Below are 24561 nucleotides of genomic sequence, written 5' to 3' on the forward strand. Positions count from 1 at the left end.
AGCCCTGAGCCGCTACCTTGCGGCCGGTGTCCGAGCCGGGACTCCGGGGCCTACGGAGGTGTGACACATGTCAGCGAAGAACTCCGAGGGCGAGAGCGCCGAGGAGGTCTCCCTGCCGCCCGAGGTGAAGTTGCTGCAGGAGGTCGATCCGCCCTTCTTTCCCGAAGGCGGTTCGGCGATGACCATCCTCGTCGATTGGCCACCCGGTCACCCCGGGCTCCCTCCGCATCGCCACTCGGGCCCGGCCTTCGGCTACGTGATGGACGGCGCCGTCCGGTTCGAGCTCGAGGGCGAGCCGGAGCGCGTGATCGAGGCCGGTGGGACGTTCTGGGAGCCAGGCGGTGACGTGATCCACTACCAGGACGGCAACGCCCTCTCGGACGCACCGACCAAGTTCGTGGTCACCATGGTGTGCGCACCAGGGCAGCCGATGCTCAGGCTGGTCGACGAGGAGGAGCTGAAGGAGCGGGCGCACCTGCGCGCCCCGCGTCCCTCCGAAGGCTGACCTGCGAGACCGACAACGGTGCGGAGTCCGGAGCGCCGATCCGGGTGCCGGGCTTTGCAGTGACCTCCGGCCTCGATCGTCATCGATCTCACGGACCCGCACACGTTCCGTTCCGAGCGGTGGGCGCCTCCTGATCCAGGGCTCGACCGGGTCGGGCGCCCACCACCTCAGCTGCCGTCCCCACACCCCGACCACCTCGTCGGACCCGGCGACTTCGGACTCGCCCACGGCATCGGCACCGCCCTGGCCGTCCTGTCTCCCGCCCTCCCGCACGGCGTTCACGTGCCCGGCGTCCCGGAGGCGGTGAACGGATCCGCGCCCGCCCCGCGACGAGACGATGCTCGACCCGGTCCCCCGCGCATCCCGCTCCTGTCCGACTGCCCATTGCCCTCGACGGAGCCGAGGACCAGGACGCGGGCCCGGGGCCCCGCCTGCGACGGGACCGCGGCGCAGACCGTCGGCTGCGTCCGCGCGAACGGAAGCGCACCGCGCGATCCTCACGGGCTCACACGGGCACCCACATTCCCTGATGAGCGCTCAAATCCCTTTTGCCACAAGCGCATTGACCATCCCCAGCCACGGTGATTCACTTCGTGGCTGAGAGCGCTCTCAGAGACCGGGGGCCGGTTGACGGTCCCGTCCATTCACCCTATGCAGGGAGAGCCGTGTCCATGATTCCCTCTCGTCGTGGTGTGCTGCGCGGGGCGGCCGCTGCGTCGGTGCCGCTGATCAGCGGTATCAGCTCGGGACAGGCGTTCGCGTCGGCCTCCGACTCGCACCGGCCCGGCCACAGCTCCACCGTGCTCGGCCCGAACGTCCTGGTCTTCGATCCGTCCATGAGCGACGCGTCGATTCAGGCCAAGGTCGACGCCGTGTTCGCCGTCCAGGAGTCCAACCAGTTCGGCGACGAACGCTTCGCCCTGGCCTTCCTGCCTGGCACCTACACCGTCGACATCAACGTCGGCTTCTACACCCACGTCCTGGGCCTGGGCGCGAGCCCCTCCGACGTGGTGATCAACGGCCATGTCACCGTCGACGCGCAGTGGTTCGACGGCAACGGCACCCAGAACTTCTGGCGCGCCGCGGAGAACCTGACCATCGTGCCGCCGGACGGACTCGAGCGCTGGGCGGTCGCCCAGGCCGCTCCGATGCGCCGCGTCCACATCAAGGGCGACATCACCCTGTGGCCGAGCCCGCCCGGCAACCGGTGGTCCAGCGGCGGCTTCCTCGCCGACAGCGTGGTGGACGGACAGGTCGAGTCCGGCTCCCAGCAGCAGTGGCTCTCGCGCAACGACACCTTCGGCAGCTGGAACGGCGCCAACTGGAACATGGTGTTCGTCGGCACCCAGGGCGCCCCCGCACAGTCCTTCCCCACCCCGCCGCACACCACCGTCGACCGCACCCCCGTGATCCGGGAGAAGCCGTTCCTCACCGTGGACCGCCACGGCTCCCACCAGGTGTTCGTACCCGCGCTGCGCACCGACAGCACCGGCACGACCTGGGCGAAGGGCCCGGCCAAGGGACACAACATCCCGCTGTCGCACTTCCATGTGGCCAAGCCGGGCGACTCCGCCGCACAGCTCAACCGGGCCCTGTCCACCGGCAAGCACCTGCTGTTCACCCCGGGCATCTACGACATCTCCGCACCGCTGCGCGTGAACCGCCCCGGCACCGTGGTCCTCGGGCTCGGCCTGACCACCCTGCGCTCCACCCACGGCAACACCGTGCTCGAGGTCGCCGACGTCCCCGGCGTCACCCTCGCCGGCCTGCTCTTCGAAGCAGCCTCCCACCACACCCCGGTCCTGCTGCGCGTCGGCAACGGCTGCACCCGGCGTCGACACAGCACCGACCCGACAGTGCTGTTCGACATCGTCGCCCGGATCGGCGGCGCGCTGCCCGGCGGCGCCGGCATCAGCGTCCAGATCGACAGCAACGACGTGGTCCTCGACCACCTCTGGCTCTGGCGCGCCGACCACGGCCTCGACAACACCGTGGGCTGGACGGTCAACCCCGCCGACACCGGCATCGTGGTCAACGGCGACCACGTCACCGCGTACGGGCTGTTCGTCGAGCACTACCAGAAGTACGAGGTGCTCTGGCAGGGCGAGCACGGCCGCACCTACTTCTTCCAGAACGAGCACCCCTACGACGTGCCCACCCAGACCGCCTGGCGCCACGGCTCCACCCTCGGCTACGCCGCCTACAAGGTCGGCGACCACGTACGCGACCACCATGCCTGGGGTCTGGGCAGCTACTGCTTCTTCAACCTCAACGCGGACATCTACACCGACCGCGCGTACGAGGTCCCCGACACCCCCGGCGTCGTCTTCACCGACCTCATGACGGTCTGCCTCAACGGCCCCGGCGGCGGGGGCATCCTGCACGCCATCGACAAGGCCGGCGATCCGGTCCAGAACGGCTTCGCCACGTACTACATGAAGTCCTACTCGAACGGCGTCACCGGCGTCTGACGTCCGCGCACGCGACGGCGGCCGGCCCCGGTCGGAGGACTCGTCGGCCGTGAGTGGGGGCGAGTCCGACACCATGACCTCCGAGGAAATGGTGGACCTCCGAGATCCGACGCCGGGGCAGGCAGCTGTCTCCTCCGGCGTCGGCGTCCTCCACGAGCCGAATCGCTCGCACCTCACCCGGAAGCGTCCGGACCCGGTGCTTCAACTGCCGCGGCCGGCAGGGATCGCCACCAATTCAGGAGACACCCCTGGACGATGTATCCAAAGGTATGCAGGTGCATCGGCAGGTCCCGGGCCATCCAGGCGGAGTTCCCTGCCGCGACAGCCCGCACCGAAGGCCGCTCGTCGAGGGCGACCCCGCTCGTCATGGGCGGATGGCACATCGGTTGCGGGAAGGGCACGCCCGCGTGGAGTCTTTCCGATCGGTACCTGTAGACCAGCTTGATGGCCTTCTTCAGACCGGTCCACTTCCAGTCGACCTGCGCATACTCTTCGGGCCTCATCACCGGCGGGTCAGGCCGGTACCTGTCCATGCAGGACATGAACCGCGTGGTGGCCTTCACGATGGAGACGAGCTGCTCCGCCACGGCCTCCACGTGCGTGTCACCCCCTGCTTCGAGCAGCTGCTCCGCCAGCGCCGGCATCTCGTGCCGCAGCAGTTCGGCAGGGAGTACGTCCTTGAGCGCCTCCCGGCCGGCGATGACCTCCACCGCTGAGACCAGGAGCAGCCAGGCCAGTTCCGGATCCGTATCGGCCACCCACAGGGCGTCTCTGAACTGGCGGGCGGCACGGACCAGCGTCACGGCGTCCTCTCTGCCCAGAGCGAGGTATCGGTTCATCCAGTCGGCCGACGGCTTGAGAGGAAATTGCTGCGGGGTGGGGTAGACGGGGCGTGCGGCCGCCGTCCAGTCGGGCACGCGATGGGCCGAGAACCCAGGCGTGCCCCGGTCGGCCGGCTCCGCCGTGAAGCGCCGGACGGGGCCGCCGGAACGCAGACGCACGCCTGCCACGACGGAGATGAGGCAGGCGATCTCGTCGTCGAGGGAGAGGTTCAACCAGCCTTCGGTGTCCGTCTTGTCCATCGGCTGCACGTCGAAGACGGGGCTGTGGTCGTCGAGGTAGACCGCGATGACCGGGGCCAGGCGCCCGTTCTCGGGCTCCCCGAGGCAGTTGGTCAGCACATACGGAGGACACGCCGCCTCGAGCCCGCCGATTGCGCCGCTGTCGGAGTAGAGGAGGAACTCAAATCCACCGGTCCGAGGGCATCCTCGGTCCACGAAGTGGCGGGCGTTCCAGCTCCACGGCGCCGAGACGTTGAATTCCTCTGTTTCACTCATGCCCTCAAGGTTGACTGTGCCGCCCGTCCAGACGGCGGATTTCGTGAACCTCCGTGTCAGCCGGCTCGGACGCTCGCGCCGAAGCGCTGGACCAAGGGTGGTTCGTCGTCTTCGGCATCATGCCTGTGTGGATCTTGGACGTCGAGGGCAGCCGCACGGGCCTTGGATGCCCTCCCGCGCCGGCTCGAGCCCAGGCCCGGGCCGTCACCGACGACGGCGAAGGCGGTCGCGGTGGTTCTCCCGGCCGAGTTCAGCCGGTGGCCGGGGCGGCCTGGTATTCCTCGTCGGTGACGGGGGTCAGCCAGTGGACGACGTCGTGGTCGGCGTCGCCCTCGTTGATGGCCAGGTGGACCATCAGCCGGTTGGGTGCGGCGCCGTGCCAGTGCTCCTCGTCGGCCTCGAACAGGACGCGGTCGCCGGGGCGGATGACCTCGACCGGTCCGCCGCGGCGCTGGCACAGGCCGACGCCCTCGGTGACGAAGACGGTCTGGCCCAGCGGGTGGCGGTGCCAGTGGGTGCGGGCGCCGGGCATGAAGTGAACCAGGTTCGCGGTGACCCGGGACGGGTCGGGGGCGGCCGCGACGGCGTCGATGTAGACGTCGCCGGTGAACCAGTCGGCCGGGCCCTTGGCGGTGTCGAGGGAACTGCGGGTGATCTGCACGGTTGCTCCTTGAATGGCAGGGGGTCAGGGCTTGAGGAGGGTCTTGATGGCGCGGCGCTCGTCCATCGCCTGGTAGCCCTCGGCGACCTGGCCCAGGGGCAGGGTGAGGTCGAAGACCCTGCCCGGGTCGATCCGGCTCGACAGGACGCGGTCGATGAGGTCGGGCAGGTAGCGACGTACGGGGGCCGGGCCGCCGCGCAGGCCGACGTGGGAGAAGAACAGCTCCTGGCCGTCGACGGCGACCCCGTGGGGGACGCCGACGAAGCCGACGTTGCCGCCGGGCCGGGCCGAGTGCAGGGCCTGCCGCATGGCTTCGGCGGTGCCGACGCACTCGAGGACGCTGTCGGCGCCGATCCCGCCGGTCAGCTCCTTGATCCGGGCCACGCCCTCCTCGCCGCGCTCGGTGACGGTGTCGGTGGCGCCGAACTCCCGGGCCAGCTTCTGGCGGGGCTCGTGCCGGGACATGGCGATGATCCGCTCCGCGCCCATCTCCTTCGCGGCGATCACTCCGCACAGGCCGACCGCGCCGTCTCCGACGACCACGGTCGTCGAGCCGGGCCTGACCTCGGCGGCGTCGGCGGCCCACCAGCCGGTGCCCATCACGTCGGACACGGCCAGCAGACCCGGCCAGAGCTCCTCGTCCGGCACCTCGTCGGTGGCGACCAGGGTGCCCTGGGCGTTGGGGATGCGTACGTACTCGGCCTGGCAGGTCGACATGAACTCGCGGTGCAGGCAGTTCGACTGGAAGCCGTTCGCGCAGTTCGCGCAGGTGTTGTCGGAGGTCGCGAAGGAGCCGACGACGAACTGTCCCGGCCGCAGTGCGGTGACCTCGGAGCCGACCTCCTCCACGAATCCGACGTACTCGTGGCCCATCGGGTGGGGGTCGCCGATCGGCTCGGCCCCGCGGTAGGGCCACAGGTCCGAGCCGCAGACACAGGTGACGGCGGTCCGGATGACCGCGTCGGTCGGGTGGAGGATCTTGGGGTCGTCCACGGTCTCGAACCGGACGTCGCCAGGAGCATGGATCACTGCGCCGCGCATGAGCGGGGTTTCCTTTGCGTTCCAAGGCGTGCGGCCGCGGGATGACCGGGACCGCCGCCGTGTGCAGGGCGGGGTGCACGCCCGCCGTGACGGGGACGGGCGGAAAGCACCACGGCATCCAGGTAACCCGGTCCTGGCGCGGGCAGCGAGACACCGTCAAGGGGTGTACTGCCGGTACATCCCTATGGACGCGTGCGGGACGTACCGTCGAAGGCGTGGACAACCAAGCAGAGGTCCGCGAGTTCCTGACCTCGCGACGAGCCAAGATCACCCCCGACCGTGCGGGCCTGCCCGTCGGCAGCCGGCGCCGGGTGCCCGGCCTGCGCAGGAGCGAGGTCGCCGCTCTGGCCGACCTGAGTGTGGAGTACTACGCCAAGCTCGAACGCGGCAACCTCGCCGGCGCCTCCCCGGCCGTCCTGGAAGCCCTCGCCCGCGCCCTCCAGCTGGACGAGGCCGAACGCGCCCACCTGCTCAACCTCGCCCACACCGCTGACGGCTCGGACGCGCTCGTTCGGCCCCGCCGTCGCAGCGCCCGGGCCTGGAGTGCGCACCCGAGCCTGCAGTGGGTGCTGGACGCCGTCACCGCCGGACCGGCTTTCGTACGCAACGGCCGCATGGACCTGATCGCCACGAACCAGCTCGCCCGCGCCTTCTACGACGACGTCTACGTCACGGCCGGCAACCAGGCCAACCTGGCCCGCTTCCAGTTCCTCGACCCCGCCTCGCGCCGCTTCTACCCCGACTGGGACCAGGCCGCCGACATGGCCGTCGCCATCCTGAGGACCGAAGCCGGCCGCAACGCGCACGACAAGGACCTCCACGACCTGGTCGGCGAGCTGTCCACCCGCAGCGACGAGTTCCGCACCCGCTGGGGCTCCCACGACGTCCGCCACCACGGCACCGGCACCAAGCGCTTCCACCACCAGACCATCGGCGATCTCACCCTCGCCTACGAGGGCCTGGAAATGACCGCCGAACCCGGTCTCACGCTCACCATCTATACCGCCGAACCCGGCTCGGCCTCCGAAGAGGGTCTGCGTCTGCTCGCCTCCTGGGCCGCGACCCAGGACGCCGCTCTTCCCGCGGAGCAGAGGACCGACTGACCGTCGCCGAACGGACTCCACACCGCGCGCGAGGACGTCCGCACGTCTCCCCCAACCCCTGAAACTTCGGCGACAACCTCCGCACGTCGTGCGGAGCACAGTGGACGGACATGCTGTCCCTGCCGAGGAATGCTTTCGTCGATGCCGTCGCGTCGCTCCCGGCAGATGCGCAAGCGGTGGAAGCAGCGAAACCGGTGATGGTGCGCTCGACGGCTTCGTGGAAGAGGCCCAGGCCGGTGCCGTGAGGCTTCGCCCGCTTGGCGATCACGGTCGACGGGCGTTCCTGGAAGAGCCGGGTTGCCGTCATGCGCGGTCGCCACCTGCTCTGTTTGAGCAAGGCCAACCGCCGGTCGGCCGGTGTCACGGTCGGCGACGAGGTCGAGGCCGACGGCGCGTCGAGAAGGCCATCGCCGCCCTGCGGGGCCGAATGGGGTGACCGTGGCAGGTCAGCGGGCAAAGAAGCGGGAGTCAGAGCTTAGGCGGTGCCATCCCATGTCCATCGGCCTGCTCCCCGGGCGGCCGCTCACAGACCCGACCGCCCTCTTCACCCACCGGGCATCTGCTGCGCCTTGACCAGACCGCTCTGGTACGCGCTGACGACGAGCTGGGCGCGGTCGCGGGCGCCCACCTTGGCCATCGCCCGTTGGATGTGGCTGCGCACGGTCAGTGGGCTGACGACCAGGTGCTCGGCGATCTCGGCGTTGGACTTGCCGTACGCGGCCAGTGCCGTGACCTCGCGTTCGCGGTCGGTCAGGGACTTGACATCGTCGGTGAGCGCGAGGACGCCGTCGGTGTCGGGAGTGGCCAGGAACCGGGTGATGAGGGCCCGGGTGGCGCTCGGCGAGAGCAGGGACTCACCGTCGGCGACGGTGCGGATCCCGGAGAGCAGGACGTCGGGGCTGACGCCCTTGCCGAGGAAGCCGCTCGCTCCGGCGCGCAGGGCCTTGGCCACGTTCTCGTCGTTCTCGAAGGTGGTGAGGACGAGCACATGGGTCTGCGAGAGTTCCGGCCGGGCACAGATCGCGGCAGTGGCGGCGACGCCGTCCATGTCCGGCATCCGAAGGTCCATGACGACGACGTCGGGACGGTGTTCGACGGCCAGGTCGACGGCCTGCCGCCCGTCGGCCGCCTCGGCGACGACGGTCAGGTCCTCGACCGTGTCGATGAGGATGCGGAAGGTGGCGCGGAGCAGCGCCTGGTCGTCGGCGAGCAGGACACGGATGGTCATGTGGCGGGGCCTTCGTCGTGGCTGTCGAGCGGGAGGGTACAGGCGACCTCGAAGCCGCCCTGCGGGCGGTGGCCGGCGTGGAACGTGCCGCCCACCGCGGTGGCGCGCTCGCGCATGGTGAGCAGACCGAATCCGCCCTGCGGCCCGGAGAACCCGCCGGGAGTCGCGTCGTTGGTGACGGTGAGTGTCACATAGTGCGAGGTGTACGCGAGGCGCACCGCTGCGGTGCGGGTGGTGGCGTGCTTGCTGACGTTGGTCAGGGCTTCCTGGACGATGCGGTATGCCGTGAGGTCCAGCACCGGGGTGAGCCGACGAGCCGCGCCGTCGACCGTGACGGTCACCGTCAGGCCCGCGGACGCGCAGGTCTCGACCAGAGCGGGCAGGTGCTCGAGCCCCGGTGCGGGGGCCAGGTCGTCGTCCGTGTCGGTGTCCTGGCGCAGCAGGCCGACAGCGGCCTTGAGTTCGCGCAGGGCCTCGGACGTCGTCTGCGGCAGCTTGCCGATGATCGCGAGCGCCTGGTCGGGGTGGGTCCGGGCGAGGTGCGCGGCGGTGCCGGCCTGGGCGTCGGCGAGGGTCAGATGATGGGCGACCACGTCGTGCAGTTCCCGGGCGATGCGCATACGTTCCTGGACGACCCGGTGACGCGCTTCCTCCTCGCGTTCCCAGGCGGCGTGCTCCGCGCGGGCCACCGCGTACTCGCGGCGCACCCGGACGTAGCTGCCGAAGGCCGCGGACAGGAGCACCCATGCCGTCGGGTTGACGACGGCCAGAACGGGCGACTTGTGGAACGGCGTGAGGACGAATCCCGTCACCCCTATGCCGAGGACGGCGACGAACGCGCTGTTCCAGGTCGTGCGTCGGCGGCTCTGCGCGCTGAGCGAGTACTGCGCGACGAGCAGCGGCCCCATGAGGCCGGGGGTCAGGAGGTAACCGAGTGCTCCCTGCGCCATGGCGCACAGCAGGGTGAGGACGAGCACGGGAAAGGGCCGTTTGCGTCGCCACCGAAGAGCGCCGCAGGCGAGAGCCGACACGCCGATGGCCGGCCACAGCAGTGATCCGGGCATCACCGCCCAGGTGACGACGACGGCCACGATGGTGATCGTGAACACCACAAGCAGGGTCACGGCCTCGGCGGCATGCGGGCGGACCGCCGCCCAGCGCTGCCAGCTGGTCTTCATCTCGCTCCGAGCCAATTGCACAAACCGACATCGTCACCACCCGCCGCGGGAGAGCGCGGGTCCCACGGCCGCAAGGCCGTGGGTGCCCGAGGCAGCCCCGCGGCCTTGCGGCAGGCGCATCAGATACGGACCGTCTCCTGCGACGTCGTCGCGCCGTTCGCAGCCGCGGCATCCGGCGTCGTGACCGGGGTGAGGCCGACGCCCTCTACGTCGACGCGCGGTAGGAGCCTGTCGAGCCACCTGGGCAGCCACCAGGCCTTGTCACCCAACAGTGCCAGGACCGCCGGCACCAGCGCCATACGGACGACGAACGCGTCGAACAGTACCGCGACGGCGAGCCCGAACCCGATGGTCTTGATCATCGCTTCGCCGGCACCCATGAACCCGGAGAACACCGCGATCATGATCACCGCGGCGGCGACGACCACCCGTGCGCTGTGCCGGAACCCGCTGACGACAGCCTGCGGGGCCCGATCGCCGTGCACGTACGCCTCGCGCATCCGGGCGACCAGGAACACCTCGTAGTCCATCGCCAGGCCGAAGACGATGCCCACCAGGAAGATCGGCATCAGGCTCATGATCGGCCCCGGCTGCTCCACGCCCAGCAGACCCGCCCCCCAGCCCCACTGGAAGACCGCGACCACGGCACCGAGCGCGGCCAGCACCGACAGCAGGAAGCCGAAGGCCGCCTTGACCGGCACCAGCAGGGAGCGGAACACGACCAGCAGGAGGAGCAGGGCAAGGATCACGATCACGGCCATGTAGGGCACGAGGGCGTCCTGGAGAGCCTGCGCGATGTCGATGTTCATCGCGGTGCTGCCGGTGACCTCGAAGGTCGCTCCGGTGTCCTTCTCCAGGCCCGCGCGCTCGGCCCGGATGGTGCGGACGAGATCCTTGGTGTGCTCGTCGTTGGGGCCGGTGGCGGTGACCGCGGAGAACAGCGCCGTGTCGCCCGCCGGGTTGAACCGGGCGGCGGAGACGGACACGACTCCCTCGGTGTCTCCGATCGTCCTGCTGATCCGGGCGACGGCGGCCTGGGGCCGGTCCGTTCCCCGGACGTCGGCGACGATGGTCAGCGGCCCGTTGAAGCCCGCGCCGAAGCCGGCCGCGAGCGCGTCGTAGGCGCGCCGTTCCGTCGAGGAGACCGGCTTGGACTCGGCGCCCGGCATGCCCAGCCGCAGGTCGACGGCGGGCAGGGCCAGGGCGCCCGGGCCCACGACGCAGGTCACCAGCACCGTCACCGGACGGCGCAGCACGAAGCGGGCCCAGCGCGTACCGCCGTTGTCCGACCGAGCGGTCGAGCCACCGCGCTTGCGCGTGGCACGGGAGAGCACGGCGTTCGGCCACATCCCCAGCAGGGCGGGCACCAGCGTGAGGGCGATCAGTACGGCGACGACGACCGCGCCCGCCGCACACAGACCCATCTTCGTCAGCATCGGCACACCGACCACCGACAGCCCCGCGAGGGCGATGACGACGGTGAGCCCGGCGAAGACCACGGCGGACCCGGCCGTACCGGTGGCCAGGGCGGTCGCCTCACGCGGCTCGTGACCCTGCGCGCGCTCCTCGCGGTAGCGGGAGACCACGAAGAGGGCGTAGTCGATGCCGACCGCGAGCCCGAGCATGGTGGCGAGCGTGCCCGTGGTGAGGGACAGACCGAAGGTGCTGCCGAGCGCCGTGATCGAGGCCATGCTGACTCCGACGCCGATAATGGCGGTGAGCAGCGGAAGCCCCGCAGCGGCCAGGGACCCGAAGGTGATCAGCAGGACGACCGCGGCCAGCACGATACCGATCGCTTCGGAGGAACCGCCGGCCGACACCTGCTCGGCGAGCGCGGTACCGCCGACCTCGACCGTGAGCCCGGAGTCGCGGACCTGGTCGATCGCCTTCTCGATCGCACTCTTGTCGGCCTCGGTGAGATGGCCCGCCGGCACCTTGAAGTTCACGGTGGCGTAGGCGGTGGAACCGTCCTTGCTCACCGCCTTCGCCGTGAAGGGGCTCACGGCCGCGGCGACCTGCGGCTCGGAGGCGGCCTCCTCCACGAAGGTGTCGATCGCGGCACGACGGCCGGTGGCCGTCACCTTTTCCCCGTCGGGGGCGACGAACACGATCTGCGCGCCGGCTCCGTCGGCGGACGAGCCCGGGAAGCGCTCTCCGATCAGGTCGAACGCCTTCTGCGCCTCGATGCCGGGCATGAAGGACGTGCCGTCGTCCGAGGAGGACGGAGCCGTGGCGGCCCCGACGCCGACGGCACCGAGGATCACCGCCCACAGCAATGTGACGAGCCAGCGCCGGTGGAAGGCGGTCCGGCCCAGTCGGTAGAGCAAGTTGGCCACGGGAAACGGATCTCCAGGTCTGGTTTCGGGTGGATCACCAGAGTGGCCGTGAACCCTGCCCCGAGGCATCGTGCGCCTGCTCGCACTTCCGCCTGCTGACACAGCACCAACCGACCCGTCCGCCTCGTCCTCGGGGAGGAGGCCACGATGCGGCCCCGGTAGGAGGTCGACCCCACTCGTCCTGGATGTGATTCCAGTCGGTGGGATCGGCATCGAGGTGGTCTACGACCTCAGTGGCGTCCCCCGCGACATCCTTGCCCCCGCCTGCTGCCGGGCGCCGATGAAGCTCGTCGCGGCCGCCGGGGACCGGACTCCGAAGCGATCACCGCCGACGCCGCCCCATGACGCGCGGGCAGGCCGGACGACGGCCCGCCGGGGGATGTCGGAGCCGCCCCGTACGCTGCGGCCATGAGTGCAGGATCATGGGCGGGCGTCCGCGAGCAGATACAGGAACTGGCGAAGGCGCCGGGAGCCGACGCGGTGTTCGGCTTCAACGGTCACGATTTCGCGCTGGAGGATCCTCTCGGCGAGCGCGAGCTGGCCGAGTTGGAGGAGCAGCTGGGCGTCCGGCTTCCCGAGGATTACCGGGAGTTCCTGACCCAGGTCGGTGCGGGCGGTGCCGGCCCCGCCTACGGAGTCTTCCCCGTACGTCGGGTGGAGGGGCGATGGCGGTGGACGGGTGACGGCGCGGACCTGGCTGAACTCGACCGGCTCACCGAGCCGTTCCCGGCCCAGGGCCCCGACCCCGCGCTGGTCCTCGCACTGCAGGAGGAGTGTCCGGAGGAGGAGGACTTCGAGGAGATCACGGACTTCGACCAGGCGTACGAGGCCTGGGACGAGAAGTGGGACGCGGTGATGTGGAATCCCGAGCGGACAGTCGGCGCCATCGTTCTGTGCCATCTGGGCTGCGCCTACCGCCAGTGGCTCGTCGTGAGCGGTCCCGAACGCGGTCACATCTGGTCCGACGACCGGGTCGACGAGCGGGACCTCGAACCGCTGCTCGGGCCGGAACAGGAGCCGATCACCTTCTCCCGCTGGTATCGGAACTGGCTGGCAGAAGCACTCCGAGCGGTCGAACAGAACCACTAGAGGTGCCGGCCGGGCTCCGAAAGACAGCGGATGAAGAGTGGGCCGAGCACGTCCCCGCCGTACAGGCGGTCACCGGCCGGGGTCCGCTCGGCGGCCGGCAGAGCTGCGGTCCCGTGGACCCGCCGGTCTGCCGGCCGCCGGGACGCCGCTGCGTTCGACGAGCGACGAGATCCGCATCTTGCTCCCCCCCCCTCGCCCGTAAGCCTTCACCTCGGCTCGACGGTCAAGCCCCGCGGCCCGCACCCGTGATCTTCAACGGGCCCCCCGGCGCCTTGCAGCCGCACCCGTCCTGCTCAGCGGTCTTCGGCCCACAGGAGCACGGGTCGCGCCGTCGGCCGAGCCACCAGGTCCCGGCGGCGAGCACGGCCAGGACGACGGCGGCGGCGGGCAGTCGGCCCACCACCGCCCCGGCGCCCGCGCGCAGCTCGTTCAGGACGGGAATGCGGGGGATGAGTTCGCGGGAGCTGCGCCAGGCCCGTGCTCAGCGCCCGGCGGCGGCAGCAGCCTCGCGGGCCGGGGTGTCGTGCAGTCCCAGGCGCAGGTGCTCGACGTGGTAGAGGGCCTGGTCGAGAAGCTCCGCGACGTGGTTGTCGTAGAGCGAGTAGACGATGGAGCGGCCCTGCCGCTCGCCGGTGACCAGGCCGAGGTTGCGCAGGAGCCGGAGCTGGTGCGAGCAGGCGGAGGCTTCCATGCCGACGGCTTCGGCAAGCTCTCCGACCGGGCAGGGGCCTTCCTGGAGGCGGGCCAGGATGTAGAGCCGGGAGGGTGCGGCGAGGGCCTGGAGGGTGGCGGCGACATCGGTGGTACCGACCGCGTCGAGCCGTTCGCGGGTACTGGCGCTGCCGGCGGTGGCGTCCCGTCCATGTCCCATGCGCCCATCATACCGATGACACATGAAGAGCTGTTCAGGTGTTCATGTACGGTGGAGGCGTAACCCCCTCCCGCCCGTGAAGGGTTGTTTTGTCATGTCTTCTGTCCTGGAGCAGCGCTCCGCGCCGCCCACCGGGGCTCCGCGTCCGCTACCGCCCCGGCGCCGCACCCGCCTGCTCGCACTGCCCGAGGCCCGCTGGGCGCTCGCGGCGCTGGTGCTGTTCCTTCTCGCGCTGCCGGTCCACCTGCTCGACGGTCCGGCGTGGCTGTGGGGCGCCCTGTTCGCCGCGACCTACGTCACCGGCGGCCGGGAGCCCGGCTGGGAGGGCTTGAAAGCCCTGAAGGACAAGACGCTGGACGTGGACCTGCTGATGGTCGTCGCCGCCCTCGGGGCCGCCGCGATCGGCCAGGTCCTCGACGGCGCGCTGCTGATCGTCATCTTCGCCACCTCCGGCGCCCTGGAAGCCGTGGCCACCGCCCGCACCGCCGACTCCGTGCGCGGACTGCTCGACCTCGCCCCCACCACCGCCACCCGGCTCCTGCCGGACGGCACCGAGGAGACGGTGGACGCCGAGCGCCTGGCGGTCGGGGACACGATCCTGGTCCGGCCCGGCGAGCGGGTCGGCGCGGACGGACAGGTGCTCGACGGAGCCAGTGACGTCGACCAGGCCACCATCACCGGTGAGCCGCTTCCGGTGGCCAGGCAGGCAGGGGACGAGGTGTTCGCCGGCACCGTCAACGGCACCGGGGTCCTGCGCGTACGGGTCGAGCGCGACCCGTCGGACTCGGTGATCGCCCGGATCGTGAAGATGGTCGAGGAGGCCTCCGGGACCAAGGCGCCCACCCAGCTGTTCATCGAAAAGGTCGAGCAGCGCTACTCGATCGGCATGGTCCTCGCGACCCTCGCCGTCTTCGCGATCCCGCTCGCCTTCGGCGACACCCTCTCCGCGGCACTGCTGCGGGCGATGACGTTCATGATCGTGGCCTCGCCGTGCGCGGTGGTGCTCTCCACCATGCCGCCGCTGCTGTCGGCCATCGCCAACGCCGGCCGCCGTGGCGTGCTCGCCAAGTCCGCCGTCGCCATGGAACGGCTCGGCCAGATCGACATCGTCGCCCTGGACAAGACAGGCACCCTCACCGAAGGCGCCCCTCACGTCACCGACCTGCGCCCCCTGCCCGGCAGCGGCCTGGAGGAGGGTTCGCTCCTCGCCCTGGCGGCGTCCGCCGAGCACCCCAGCGAGCACCCGCTGGCCCGGGCCGTGGTCGCCGCCGCCCGCGAACGCGGCCTGCCCCTGACCGACGCGGAAGACTTCGCCTCCGCCCCCGGACAGGGCGTCACCGCCGTCGTCGGCGGCCGCACCATCACGGTCGGCTCCCCCGCCCGGCCGCTGGACGCTGCCGGCCACCAGCCGCACCGGGCAGTGGCGGCCGAGCTGGAGGAGGCCGGGCGTACCGCGGTCGTCGTCCTGCGCGACGGGGCACCGGTGGGCGTGCTGGGGATCGCGGACCGGCTGCGGCCCGACGCGGCGGCCACCGTCGCCGCGCTCACCCGCCTGACCGGTCGCACCCCGATCCTGCTGACCGGCGACAACGAACGCGCCGCCCGGCGCCTGGCCGCCGAGGTCGGCATCACCGACGTCCGCGCCGGGCTGCTGCCCCAGGACAAGGTCGGCGCCGTCAAGAAGTGGGAAGCCCAGGGACACAAGGTGCTGGTCGTGGGCGACGGAGTCAACGACGCCCCCGCCCTGGCCGCCGCGCACTGCGGGATCGCGATGGGCAAGGCCGGCTCCGACCTCGCCCTGGAGACCGCCGACGCCGTCGTCGTCCGCGACGAACTGACCACCATCCCCTCGATCGTGCAGCTCTCCCGCACCGCACGCCGCTTCGTCATCCAGAACCTGGCCATCGCCGGCTCGTTCATCGCCGTCCTGGTCGCCTGGGACCTGATCGGCACCCTCCCCCTGCCCCTCGGCGTCGCCGGCCACGAGGGCTCCACCGTCATCGTCGGCCTCAACGGCCTGCGCCTGCTGCGCGAGACCGCCTGGCCCCGACCCACCGAGGACACCGCGTGAGCAGACGCACCCGTCGTGCCGCCTCCGCCCCGGGGCCGGCACTGCCCACCGTCACCGTCTGCCGCGGCTGCTGCTGCGGCACCCCCAAGGTCCCCGGCCTCGACCACACCGCCCAGCTCCGCGACCTGCGCCAGGCTCTCGACGGCACGGCGACCGTACGCGTCACCGACTGCCTCGACGCCTGCGAGCGCGCCAACGTCATCGTCGTCCAGCCCTCCGCCGAAGGCCGCGAGAACGGCGGCCGCCCCGTCTGGCTCGGCCTGGTCAACGACCCCGACACCACCATCGACATCACCGCCTGGATCGAGGAAGGCGGCCCCGGCCTCGCCGACCCGCCCGACATCCTCGACCTCTACGCCTTCCGCCCCTCCCGCCGCGTCCAGGCCGAACTCCACGGCACATGACCCCCGCGCCCGCCGCGCCCGTCGGCAGCCGACGGCGCCCTCGGGCGATCGACGCACCGCCCACGGATGATCACGTGATCGTGGAGGAACAGATGCGTGACCACGGGTTTTCACCGGCTCAGCGGGATGAGACATGGAGACGTCGGCGAGAGGGGCAGCCGATCAGCTTGGTCGGGCGGGCGCTCCGGGCGCCTGTGCGCCACGTCCACCGGTTTCCGTACCAGAGCGGCGGCGTCCGCCGCCCCGCAGCGGACCGAGTCGGCCTGGCCAGAGCATCCGAACGAGAGCCGCTTCCGGTCCGAGTTCGCCCCGGCCTGCGGCCTGAGTTGGCGCCGGTCTACTGGTCGACGGTGAAGACGACCGCTCGGTCGTTCTGTGCTGCGGTGAGGTAGAAGTTCTTCAGTCCGGGCAGGAACGCCTGGGTGTAGGCGATGTCGTCGGCGTCGCCGGTGCCCTGGTAGGTGTCGAACGTGAGTGTGGCGAAGCGATCGCTCAGCCACTGCCCGTCCAGTGGCTCCTCGGCCTCCACAGCGAAGAGCACCGCGCGAGCCGCCATCGTGTCCTCCCAGCACCGCGAAGATTCGTTCCGCGTGATCCCACCACACCGCAGGCGGTCGGATGCGATCCGCTGCTTCTGTCGGTTCTCGCGCACATCGAACACGCTCCCCGTGCCCGCCGTCCACCCTCAGCCGTACGGAGTGGGCAGGGTCATGGGATCATTCCGAGGCGCCAGATCCTGAGGTCAGCGGCAGGCTGAGCATCATTTTGATCATGAGAGTGCCGAGCTGCAGGAGATGTCTGTGCGGGAGAAGCTTTTCGTGACCGCGGTCTTTGCGATCATGGCCGATTCACTCCTTCGCCAGATACGGAAGCGGTGGCGCCGGATGCGGATTCGCCAGGCGGTCGATGCACTGGGCCAGGGGGGCACCGCCCGCATTCGCTGTGCCGCACGCTTCCGCAACTCCGGCGGCGGTCGGCACCGCGCGCGCCTGACAGTGGAAGCCGAGGGCGTTTTCCTGTCCATGGCCGACGGCACAATCGCGAAACTTCAGCTCGGGGCCCCACTCGTGGGTGTCGAAGTCGTCGCTGATCACTCGATGCTGGTGTGCGACGCAGCCGGGCGACAGCTTGAAATCCTGCTCCCGGCCGAGGAAGACCGCCTCTTCAAGGCCGTCGTGGCCAGGCTCTTGGGCGATCAATGCGTCGCCGAGCTGCCGGAGGAGGCTGGAGACCCGGCGTGAAGCGTCAGACGAGCGTCGGCGTGGGGGCGGGCAGATAGGGGTTGATGTTGCGCCAGGCACGCTCGACGTACTCGTCCTTCTCGCCGACCGGGGCGACATAGTGCAGTGCGCTCTCGGCGGCGTCCTTGCCGTGCAGTCGGGTGATGATCCAGGCGGCGAGGTAGTGCGACGCCAGGCAGCCGCCCGCGGTGGCGACGTTGCCCTTCGCGTAGAAGGGCTGGTCGAGGACCTCGACACCGGCCGCGACGACCCAGGGCCTGGTGGTCAGGTCGGTGCAGGCGGGGATGTCGTCGAGCAGCCCGAGCCTGGCCAGTACGAGCGCGCCGGAGCACTGTGCCGCGATGAGCTGGCGCGAGGGGTCCAGGCCCCGAAGGACACTCATGATCGCCGGATCTTCGACGACCTCACGGGTGGCGATGCCGCTGCCGACGATGACGGCGTCGGCGGTGCACGCCTCCTCCAGGGTGGACATCTGCTCGATGACCACCCCGTTCATGGACGTCACCTTGGGGCCGGGCGTGGCGATGGTGACGCGCCAGTCGTCCGCCTTGATGCGGTTGAGCACTCCGAGCGCGATCAGGGAGTCGAGCTCGTTGTAACCCTCGAACGTGAGGATGGCGACGTGCATGACGGCTGTCCTTTCCAGGTGAGCGCGGAAACACCGCGACGGTACGGACCCGCGATCAGGACAGTCAAAGAATTGTCATGGATACAATTTCGGCCCATGGCAGCCCCGCGCTACAAAGCTCTGGTCGACGCACTCGCCTCCGACATCCGGACGGGACGCCTCGCGGCGGGCGCAAGGTTGCCGACCCACCGCGCGCTGGCCGCCCGTGAGGGCGTCGCGGTGGTGACCGCGACGCGGGTGTACGCCGAACTGGAGGCCATGGGGCTGGTCAGCCGGGAGCAGGGCCGCGGCACGTTCGTGCGCGACCTCGCGGTTTCTCCCAGCCAGGGCATCGACCAGCAGGTCGTCGCCACGGACGCGGTCGACCTCAACTTCAACTATCCGTCGCTGCCCGGCCAGACCGGCCTCCTGCGCCAGGCCCTACGAGAAGTGGCCGTCTCCGGTGATCTCGACTCGCTGCTGCGCTATCAGCCGCACCCGGGCCGCCCCCAGGACAGGGCCTCGATCGGACGGCACCTGGGGCGCCGGGGGATCCCCGCTGACGCGGACCGCGTCCTCGTCGTCAACGGTGCGCAGCACGGCCTGGCCGTCACGGCCATGGCCATGCTCAACGCCGGCGACGTCATCGCGGTCGACGCGCTCACCTATCCCGGCTTCAAGGTGCTCGCGCACACCTTGCGCCTCGACCTGGAGCCCGTCCCCACCACCGCCGACGGACCAGACCTCGACGCCCTGGAGAAGCTGTGCGCGACCCGACCGGTGCGCGCGGTGTACACCATGCCGACGCTGCACAACCCGCTGGGCTGGGTCATGACGGAAACCGACCGCGTCCGCCTGATCAGGATCGCCCGGCAGCACGGCGTGCTCGTCATCGAAGACGCCTCGTACGCCTACCTGGTCGAGAACCCGCCACCGCCGCTGGTGGCGGCCGCACCGGACATCACCGTCTACGTCTCCGGGCTGTCCAAGAGCGTCGCCACGGGTCTGCGGGTCGGCTTCGTGCTCGCCCCGCCGACCGTGGTGCCACTGCTCGAACGCGCGGTCCGGGCGACCACCTGGAACACCCCGGCCCTGACCACGGCGATCGCCTGCCGCTGGCTCGACGACGGCACCGTGGACCAGCTGGAGGCGCAGAAGCGAGAGGACGCCAAGGCCCGCCAGGCCCTCGCCGTGCAAGAACTGGCAGGGCTGACGCTGGTCGGCCATCCCGCGTCCTACTTCACCTGGGTCCCGCTGCCCGACAACGCACGCGCCGACCGCCTGACCGCCACCCTCGCGCGTCACCGCATCTCGGTCACCACGGCGGAGCCGTTCACCACCTCGGCTCACCCGCCGCAGGCCATTCGCCTCGCCCTCGGCTCGGCCGACCTGCACAGCCTCCGATCAACCCTGCGCACGGTACGGCGCCTTGCCCTCGAAGACGCATTCACCTGAACCCGCTTGCACACCGGCCGAAGAAGCACAGCTTCCTCGGCGCCGGGTTGCGGGCACTCCCCCTTCGTCCGGTGCCGTCCCGGCGTCTCGAGGTGACCTCCTCGCGGTCGGTGGCGGTATGAGCGGCGCGCTGGACGACCAGTCGCTCGCGCGGCCCGGTCTCCTCGGCGATCAGCGGGCCGTTCGGCCGGCGACGATGTCCGGCCCCCAGCTGCACGAGGTCCTCCTCGCCAGGGGGCAAAGCGACAGGCTGATCAGTCCGTGCCCCGAACGAGGCCGGACCTCAGATTCCGGTGATGGTTCGGTCTGGCATCGGCTCCGCGAGCGCGGTCCGCCAGGGCGGCGCGCCGAAGGGCTCGGCGAAGTACTGCGTCTCGTGCACCACGTGCTGGTCGGCGAATTCCATGATGCTCACCGAGTACGAAGGCACACCGTCGTAGGTGATCACGCATTCGCTCACCCAAAGGTGCGCGTGGCCGGTGATCCGCTCGACGGTGAAGTGACGGTCGGCAGGATGCCCACCGCGTTGCGCCGAAATCGCCGCGCGGCCCCGGAACCGCTCACCTGACTGCGGGTAGTCCAGGATCGCGTCCGTGGCGTAGATGGCGTGCTCGGCTTCGGTGTTCCCGCGTTCCGAGGCCCGCCAGTGCTCCTCGATCGCGGCCCTGGTCCGGGAGTCCTCGTCCATGACAGCGCCCTTCCGCAGCAGTGACAGCCTACGACTGCCTTCAGCCGACCGCCGTAGTCGCACCGGGCTGCGGCGACCTGACGGCCTTGCTGCCCGGTGCGGTTGCACTTGAGCCGGGCGGCAACGGCCAGGACGGCGAAGCGTTCGCCGCGCTCGACCGCGCCGCCCGCTCACCGGGCAGGGGCAGGGTCGCTCAGCGGTCGAGGTCGATCGTGAAGCGCCTGATGCCCATGCCGATCGTGTCGGCGTGGACCTGGCCACGAGCCCGGTCGTATACCCCGGTGCCGCCGGTGATCGCGTTGTCGAACGAGGGCGGAGGGCCCGGGATGAGGTTGCCGAAGACCATCCCCTGCACGGTGAGCTGGCCACCGGGGAGGTTGTAGTTCACGTTGCACACCTCCGCTCCGCCGTTGTCGACCCGGGTGGTGGTGCAGGTGCCGGCGGTGTCGCCGACCTGGTTGCCGTTCAGGTCGAAGAGGTCCGAGCGGAAGACGGTCCGGTCGCCCTGGGCGGGGCTGCCGCCGGGGTTGACGGGGAAACGGGTCTGCTGTGCGAGATGACCGATGAGCGTGATGACCCGGTCCTTGCCCGTGGCGGGTGCGAAACCGGTGTCCGTCGCGGCGGCCGCGAGAGGGGCGCAGGCGAGAAGACCGGCCAGCGCGGTGGCCGTGCCGAGGCAGGCTGCCCTGATGGGGCGCATTGTGTGGCTCCTGAAGTTGATGTTCGTGGACGGTCAGGTGCGGCATATTCATAACCTCGGCGCTGCCGCCGCCCGGAGCGTCCCGGCGCGACCCACCGGCAGATCCGACCGGTCGGACCAACGGGCCCGCATTCCCGGACCCACCCACCGCAGGTCAGGTGTCAGGACCGTCCGGGGTCACCGCCGCCCCGTCGTTTCGAGAGTGTTCGGCAGACAGCGGTGGGGGCCTGCTCCTGGCGGACGCCGGTCGGCGACCGCGCCCGCGATGCTGTACGACGCAGCGCTGCGCGATACTCGTCCGGTGGACTGGCTCGAGCAAGCCCGGACAGCGGAACGGCGCCGGGACTGGGATACGGCCATCACGTTGGTCAGCGCCCACGCCGAGTGCTACTCCACCGATCCCTACAGGCACGACAACCACCTGTGGCACATGGATCTGCTCGCCCGCGCGGAACGGCTCCCGGAACTCACCGAGCGCGCCCTCACGGATGTCCACGCACGTCGGAGACTCAACAGAGCGCTTCGCGAGCGGGGGATGGAGGCGACACTGCACGACCGCGCCAGAGACGGTGATCGTGGTGCCCTGTACGTCCTGGTTCGGCTGCTGTGCGAGACGGGTCGGGCCCAAGAGGCCCATCGAGTGGTCCAGGACATCGGCCCGGACGATCAGTACGCACAGCAGATCATGGCCCGCTTTCGATCGCCGTCGAGCGGTGCCCCTTAACGCATCGCCGTCGAACGGTCCCCATCAACGCTCGGCACCGCCGTGTGCGACCAGGCGGTTCGGCTTGGCGCGGGTGCGTCTCCGGCGCCCCCCGACGGGGGCCTCGCAGCATCGCAGGGCAGAGCCCAGGATCACCGCGCGGGCGAGAACGCCTGCACCTTCACCCCGGTGTCGCAGATGTGCACCGCCGCCTTCTTCCCGTTCGAGGTCGTGAAAGCAGGGGTGAGGGCCCGGGATTCGCCGGGCGGGACGAGGTCGAGGCCGGTGACCGGCTCGCACTCGCCGAGGCCGGCGAAGCTGAGCGCGGCCGAAGCCGAATCGCCAGGAGCGAGGGTGACCTCCGCCGCCTCGGTGGCCGACCCGGCCCAGTCCACCGGCAACTCGGTCCTGCCGGTCTCGGTCTTGAAGAGGAGGGAGGGGAAGCCGCGCACCGTGCAGGAGCCGGTGCCGTGGTTGGTGATCACTACCGAGGCCAGGCCCTGACCGGTACTGCGTGCCACGGCCGTCAGGTTCTCCGTACGGCAGTGGTCGGCGGCGGGAGTGGGGAGGGAGTCGGCTCCGAAGAGCACCTCGGCGGGCGGGGAGGACGCCCCACCACTGCCGCCTCTGCCCTCGCTGCCGCTCTCTCGGGTGGCCCCGCTCCCGTCCGCACTCGGCGAGCCGTCGCTCTCCGACCCGCCCCTGGGCACGATGCTCGACGAACCCGAACCCGAACCGGAACCCGCACCGGAGCCGCTTCCCGCCTCCTGCTCGGCGCCGGACGACGAGCATCCTGCCGCGCCGGCGAGGAGCAGGACCGTGACTGCGGCAATCAGTGGTCGGTGCGGTCGGTGCATGGCTCCTGCTGGTTGTTCGAACGGATTCACGGGCCCGGTGCTGTAGACGCGAGGGTATTGCATAGAATCCCTGGCGATCATGTTCACCGGCGCTGCGCAGGGCACCGCCCCGGGGGGAAAAGGCATGCCGGTGCAGCCGAGTGACAACGACACAGAAGCCAACGGGATCCGTCGCAGGCGGTTCCTGGGCGCGGGGGCCGTCACGCTGGGCGCCGCGGGTGCGGCGGCCGCCGGGCAACTGCTGGCGGGCAGCGCCTCGGCGTCCGTGGGCGGGGCGACCGCCACGGCCGGTGCCGGTGCGGCGGTGAGCGGCACGGTCTTCAAGCTGGGCGTCGCCTCCGGCGATCCGCTGCCCACCGCGATCGTGCTGTGGACCAGGGTGGTGCCGGCCCAGCAGGGCAGCTCCGGCATTCTGGCTCCCACCGTCGCGGTGAGCTGGGAGCTCGCCTCGGACAGCGGCTTCACCAAGGTCGTCAAGAGCGGTACGGCGTCGGCGACCAGCGGCCTCGGCTACAGCGTCCACGTGGACGTCACGGGCCTGACCCCGGCCACCGACTACTGGTACCGGTTCAAGGCGTTGGGCCGCACCTCCATCACCGGCCGGACCCGCACCGCCCCCGCCGCCGGTGACGCCCCGAAGAACCTGCGGATCGCGCTGGCCTCCTGCCAGAACTGGCAGCACGGCTATTTCGCCGCCTACCGGGACATGCTCGAACAGCAGCCGGACCTCGTGCTGTTCGTCGGCGACTACATCTACGAGAGTTCGGCCTACTCCTATCGCGTACGCCGGCACGAAGGCGTGGGCCAGCCCGTCACGCTCGCCCAGTACCGTGCCCGCCACGAGCAGTACAACACCGACCCGGACCTCCAGGCGATGCGCGCCGCGGCACCCTTCGTCGTCGTCTTCGACGACCACGAGGTGGAGCAGGACTGGGCCGGTGACGTGGCGAACGACCCCGTCGCCTGGCCCGCCGCGAAGTTCCGGGCCCGCCGGGCGGCCGCCTTCCAGGCCTTCTACGAGCACATGCCGATCCGTGCCGCGCAGAAGCCCAGCGGCCCGAATGTCCTGATGTACCGCTCGCTCGACTTCGGCCCCCTGGCCCGGCTGCACGTCCTGGACACCCGGCAGTACCGCGACGACCAGGCGACCACCGCCGCCGGGGCCCTGAAGGCCGGCCGGGTCATCATGGGCGACACCCAGCGCAACTGGCTGGTGAACAGCATGCGCACCTCCGGCGCGCGCTGGAACCTGGTCGCCTCCCAGGTGATGATGGCCGAGACCGACTACCTCGCGGGTGTGGGCAAGCAGTGGTCGTACGACGCCTGGGACGGTTACCAGAAGGAACGTGCCGCCCTGCTCGCCGAGTTCCAGAGCGTCCGCAACCCCGTGGTGCTCTCCGGCGACAGGCACCGCACCATCGTCAGCGACCTCAAGCTGGACTACGCCGACGCGAAGTCGGCCGTGGTCGGCGCGGAGTTCGTCGGGACGTCCATCTCCAGCAGCGGGGACGAGGACCTGGTCGCCTTCGCCGCCGAGTGGGCGCCCAAGCTGGCGGACAACCCGCACTGGAAGATGATCGACGCCCGGCGCGGCTATCTGCTGCTGGACATCACCGAGGACCGTGTCGAGGCACGACTGCGGGCGATCTCCACCGTGCTGACCAGGAACGGCACGACCACCACGGCGGCGACCTTCCGGGTGGAGAACGGTGTGCCGGGCGTGTACCAGGTCGGCGTCCCGACCGAGCCCTCGTCGAGCACGAGCGCGAGTGCGGAGGAGCCCGCGGGACCGGCGGACACCGCCACCCCGGCGGACACCGCCACCCCTACGCAGTCGGCCGAGCCGACGGAGTCGGCCACGGACCCGGCCGCGACGACCGCGCCCGCATCGCCCTCCGTCACGCAGTCCCCGAGCGACGCCGCCACCGACGTCGCCACCACCGACGTCTCCGCCACCCCCTGACCTTCCGGGAGAGAACGTGTTCACCACCCGCCCCCGGCGGCGCGACCGGAGC

General features: G+C 70.7%; 23 protein-coding genes. 11 read left to right on the forward strand and 12 right to left on the reverse strand.

Annotation, left to right across the window (positions count from 1 at the left end; genetic code table 11):
- The first annotated feature begins 67 nt into the window (after nt 1-67).
- Together ACZ60B_RS30275 and ACZ60B_RS30280 are read left to right on the forward strand one after the other, a co-directional pair.
- Complete coding sequence (locus ACZ60B_RS30275; RefSeq protein WP_469392480.1) at nt 68-505, forward strand: cupin domain-containing protein; 438 nt, start codon at nt 68-70, stop codon at nt 503-505.
- 671 nt (nt 506-1176) lie between these two features.
- Nucleotides 1177-2976, forward strand: coding sequence for an adenylyl cyclase (locus ACZ60B_RS30280; RefSeq protein ID WP_469392482.1), 1800 nt, complete (start codon nt 1177-1179; stop codon nt 2974-2976).
- A 173-nt stretch (nt 2977-3149) separates the two neighbouring features.
- Here ACZ60B_RS30280 and ACZ60B_RS30285 read toward each other — a convergent pair whose 3' ends face one another.
- The 3 genes from ACZ60B_RS30285 to ACZ60B_RS30295 all read right to left on the reverse strand — a co-directional run bounded on the left by ACZ60B_RS30285 (nt 3150) and on the right by ACZ60B_RS30295 (nt 6015).
- Complete coding sequence (locus ACZ60B_RS30285) at nt 3150-4058, reverse strand: hypothetical protein (RefSeq protein ID WP_469392484.1); 909 nt, start codon at nt 4056-4058, stop codon at nt 3150-3152.
- Nucleotides 4059-4563: 505 nt separating this feature from the next.
- The gene (locus ACZ60B_RS30290; RefSeq protein ID WP_469392486.1) at nt 4564-4974 is read right to left on the reverse strand and encodes a (R)-mandelonitrile lyase; all 411 of its coding nucleotides are present in this window, start codon (nt 4972-4974) and stop codon (nt 4564-4566) included.
- Nucleotides 4975-4998: 24 nt separating this feature from the next.
- On the reverse strand, nt 4999-6015 hold the full coding sequence (locus tag ACZ60B_RS30295; protein WP_469392488.1) for a zinc-dependent alcohol dehydrogenase family protein: 1017 nt from the start codon (nt 6013-6015) through the stop codon (nt 4999-5001).
- A gap of 215 nt (nt 6016-6230) precedes the next feature.
- Between ACZ60B_RS30295 and ACZ60B_RS30300 the strand changes: the two genes are divergently transcribed.
- Both ACZ60B_RS30300 and ACZ60B_RS30305 read left to right on the forward strand, forming a co-directional pair.
- A complete protein-coding gene (locus ACZ60B_RS30300; RefSeq protein WP_469392490.1) occupies nt 6231-7118 on the forward strand; it encodes a helix-turn-helix transcriptional regulator in 888 nt (295 codons plus the stop codon).
- A gap of 257 nt (nt 7119-7375) precedes the next feature.
- Nucleotides 7376-7597, forward strand: a complete 222-nt coding sequence (locus ACZ60B_RS30305) for a DUF1905 domain-containing protein (protein WP_469392492.1) — start codon at nt 7376-7378, stop codon at nt 7595-7597.
- A gap of 65 nt (nt 7598-7662) precedes the next feature.
- Here ACZ60B_RS30305 and ACZ60B_RS30310 read toward each other — a convergent pair whose 3' ends face one another.
- The 3 genes from ACZ60B_RS30310 to ACZ60B_RS30320 all read right to left on the reverse strand — a co-directional run bounded on the left by ACZ60B_RS30310 (nt 7663) and on the right by ACZ60B_RS30320 (nt 11860).
- On the reverse strand, nt 7663-8346 hold the full coding sequence (locus tag ACZ60B_RS30310) for a response regulator transcription factor (RefSeq protein WP_469392495.1): 684 nt from the start codon (nt 8344-8346) through the stop codon (nt 7663-7665).
- On the reverse strand, nt 8343-9524 hold the full coding sequence (locus tag ACZ60B_RS30315) for a sensor histidine kinase (protein ID WP_469392497.1): 1182 nt from the start codon (nt 9522-9524) through the stop codon (nt 8343-8345). Before ACZ60B_RS30315 ends, ACZ60B_RS30310 begins: the two co-directional genes overlap by 4 nt.
- Nucleotides 9525-9643: 119 nt before the next feature.
- Nucleotides 9644-11860, reverse strand: a complete 2217-nt coding sequence (locus ACZ60B_RS30320; RefSeq protein ID WP_469392499.1) for an MMPL family transporter — start codon at nt 11858-11860, stop codon at nt 9644-9646.
- A 408-nt stretch (nt 11861-12268) separates the two neighbouring features.
- Between ACZ60B_RS30320 and ACZ60B_RS30325 the strand changes: the two genes are divergently transcribed.
- A complete protein-coding gene (locus tag ACZ60B_RS30325; protein ID WP_469392501.1) occupies nt 12269-12949 on the forward strand; it encodes an SMI1/KNR4 family protein in 681 nt (226 codons plus the stop codon).
- 481 nt (nt 12950-13430) lie between these two features.
- On the opposite strand, the gene ACZ60B_RS30330 is transcribed toward ACZ60B_RS30325, so the two are convergent.
- On the reverse strand, nt 13431-13820 hold the full coding sequence (locus ACZ60B_RS30330) for an ArsR/SmtB family transcription factor (protein WP_469392503.1): 390 nt from the start codon (nt 13818-13820) through the stop codon (nt 13431-13433).
- A gap of 94 nt (nt 13821-13914) precedes the next feature.
- Between ACZ60B_RS30330 and ACZ60B_RS30335 the strand changes: the two genes are divergently transcribed.
- Nucleotides 13915-15891, forward strand: a complete 1977-nt coding sequence (locus ACZ60B_RS30335; RefSeq protein ID WP_469392505.1) for a heavy metal translocating P-type ATPase — start codon at nt 13915-13917, stop codon at nt 15889-15891.
- On the forward strand, nt 15888-16295 hold the full coding sequence (locus ACZ60B_RS30340) for a (2Fe-2S) ferredoxin domain-containing protein (protein ID WP_469392507.1): 408 nt from the start codon (nt 15888-15890) through the stop codon (nt 16293-16295). The genes ACZ60B_RS30335 and ACZ60B_RS30340 overlap by 4 nt, the downstream gene beginning before the upstream one ends.
- 337 nt (nt 16296-16632) lie before the next feature.
- On the opposite strand, the gene ACZ60B_RS30345 is transcribed toward ACZ60B_RS30340, so the two are convergent.
- On the reverse strand, nt 16633-16851 hold the full coding sequence (locus ACZ60B_RS30345) for a hypothetical protein (RefSeq protein WP_469392509.1): 219 nt from the start codon (nt 16849-16851) through the stop codon (nt 16633-16635).
- Between the two features lie 244 nt (nt 16852-17095).
- On the opposite strand from ACZ60B_RS30345, the gene ACZ60B_RS30350 reads away from it, so the two are divergent.
- Entirely contained in the window at nt 17096-17536 is a 441-nt protein-coding gene (locus ACZ60B_RS30350; RefSeq protein WP_469392511.1) for a hypothetical protein, read from the forward strand.
- A 4-nt stretch (nt 17537-17540) separates the two neighbouring features.
- On the opposite strand, the gene ACZ60B_RS30355 is transcribed toward ACZ60B_RS30350, so the two are convergent.
- Nucleotides 17541-18164, reverse strand: coding sequence for a DJ-1/PfpI family protein (locus ACZ60B_RS30355; RefSeq protein WP_469392513.1), 624 nt, complete (start codon nt 18162-18164; stop codon nt 17541-17543).
- Nucleotides 18165-18260: 96 nt separating this feature from the next.
- Between ACZ60B_RS30355 and ACZ60B_RS30360 the strand changes: the two genes are divergently transcribed.
- The gene (locus ACZ60B_RS30360) at nt 18261-19598 is read left to right on the forward strand and encodes an aminotransferase-like domain-containing protein (RefSeq protein WP_469392515.1); all 1338 of its coding nucleotides are present in this window, start codon (nt 18261-18263) and stop codon (nt 19596-19598) included.
- Between the two features lie 283 nt (nt 19599-19881).
- On the opposite strand, the gene ACZ60B_RS30365 is transcribed toward ACZ60B_RS30360, so the two are convergent.
- Together ACZ60B_RS30365 and ACZ60B_RS30370 are read right to left on the reverse strand one after the other, a co-directional pair.
- On the reverse strand, nt 19882-20286 hold the full coding sequence (locus ACZ60B_RS30365; RefSeq protein ID WP_469392517.1) for a nuclear transport factor 2 family protein: 405 nt from the start codon (nt 20284-20286) through the stop codon (nt 19882-19884).
- Nucleotides 20287-20479: 193 nt separating this feature from the next.
- Nucleotides 20480-20986, reverse strand: a complete 507-nt coding sequence (locus ACZ60B_RS30370; protein ID WP_469392519.1) for an allene oxide cyclase barrel-like domain-containing protein — start codon at nt 20984-20986, stop codon at nt 20480-20482.
- A 265-nt stretch (nt 20987-21251) separates the two neighbouring features.
- On the opposite strand from ACZ60B_RS30370, the gene ACZ60B_RS30375 reads away from it, so the two are divergent.
- Nucleotides 21252-21710, forward strand: a complete 459-nt coding sequence (locus tag ACZ60B_RS30375) for a hypothetical protein (RefSeq protein WP_469392521.1) — start codon at nt 21252-21254, stop codon at nt 21708-21710.
- A gap of 131 nt (nt 21711-21841) precedes the next feature.
- Here the strand turns inward: ACZ60B_RS30375 and ACZ60B_RS30380 are convergent, their stop codons facing one another.
- Nucleotides 21842-22546: a DUF4232 domain-containing protein gene (locus ACZ60B_RS30380; RefSeq protein ID WP_469392523.1), complete on the reverse strand. Its 705-nt coding sequence runs from the start codon at nt 22544-22546 to the stop codon at nt 21842-21844.
- Nucleotides 22547-22670: 124 nt separating this feature from the next.
- Here ACZ60B_RS30380 and ACZ60B_RS30385 point away from each other — a divergent pair, with 124 nt between their 5' ends.
- A complete protein-coding gene (locus ACZ60B_RS30385) occupies nt 22671-24509 on the forward strand; it encodes an alkaline phosphatase D family protein (RefSeq protein WP_469392525.1) in 1839 nt (612 codons plus the stop codon).
- Nucleotides 24510-24561 lie beyond the last annotated feature (52 nt).

Source organism: Streptomyces sp. NPDC104096, assembly GCF_055584385.1.

Bases quoted from the DNA above. Each gene is read 5' to 3' on its own strand.
- ACZ60B_RS30275 (WP_469392480.1), top strand. From the start codon at position 68: ATGTCAGCGAAGAACTCCGAGGGCGAGAGCGCCGAGGAGGTCTCCCTG.
- ACZ60B_RS30280 (WP_469392482.1), top strand. From the start codon at position 1,177: ATGATTCCCTCTCGTCGTGGTGTGCTGCGCGGGGCGGCCGCTGCGTCG.
- ACZ60B_RS30285 (WP_469392484.1), bottom strand. From the start codon at position 4,058: ATGGACAAGACGGACACCGAAGGCTGGTTGAACCTCTCCCTCGACGAC.
- ACZ60B_RS30295 (WP_469392488.1), bottom strand. From the start codon at position 6,015: ATGCGCGGCGCAGTGATCCATGCTCCTGGCGACGTCCGGTTCGAGACC.
- ACZ60B_RS30310 (WP_469392495.1), bottom strand. From the start codon at position 8,346: ATGACCATCCGTGTCCTGCTCGCCGACGACCAGGCGCTGCTCCGCGCC.
- ACZ60B_RS30315 (WP_469392497.1), bottom strand. From the start codon at position 9,524: ATGAAGACCAGCTGGCAGCGCTGGGCGGCGGTCCGCCCGCATGCCGCC.
- ACZ60B_RS30325 (WP_469392501.1), top strand. From the start codon at position 12,269: ATGAGTGCAGGATCATGGGCGGGCGTCCGCGAGCAGATACAGGAACTG.
- ACZ60B_RS30330 (WP_469392503.1), bottom strand. From the start codon at position 13,820: ATGGGACATGGACGGGACGCCACCGCCGGCAGCGCCAGTACCCGCGAA.
- ACZ60B_RS30335 (WP_469392505.1), top strand. From the start codon at position 13,915: ATGTCTTCTGTCCTGGAGCAGCGCTCCGCGCCGCCCACCGGGGCTCCG.
- ACZ60B_RS30345 (WP_469392509.1), bottom strand. From the start codon at position 16,851: ATGGCGGCTCGCGCGGTGCTCTTCGCTGTGGAGGCCGAGGAGCCACTG.
- ACZ60B_RS30355 (WP_469392513.1), bottom strand. From the start codon at position 18,164: ATGCACGTCGCCATCCTCACGTTCGAGGGTTACAACGAGCTCGACTCC.
- ACZ60B_RS30360 (WP_469392515.1), top strand. From the start codon at position 18,261: ATGGCAGCCCCGCGCTACAAAGCTCTGGTCGACGCACTCGCCTCCGAC.
- ACZ60B_RS30365 (WP_469392517.1), bottom strand. From the start codon at position 20,286: ATGGACGAGGACTCCCGGACCAGGGCCGCGATCGAGGAGCACTGGCGG.
- ACZ60B_RS30370 (WP_469392519.1), bottom strand. From the start codon at position 20,986: ATGCGCCCCATCAGGGCAGCCTGCCTCGGCACGGCCACCGCGCTGGCC.
- ACZ60B_RS30375 (WP_469392521.1), top strand. From the start codon at position 21,252: ATGCTGTACGACGCAGCGCTGCGCGATACTCGTCCGGTGGACTGGCTC.
- ACZ60B_RS30380 (WP_469392523.1), bottom strand. From the start codon at position 22,546: ATGCACCGACCGCACCGACCACTGATTGCCGCAGTCACGGTCCTGCTC.
- ACZ60B_RS30385 (WP_469392525.1), top strand. From the start codon at position 22,671: ATGCCGGTGCAGCCGAGTGACAACGACACAGAAGCCAACGGGATCCGT.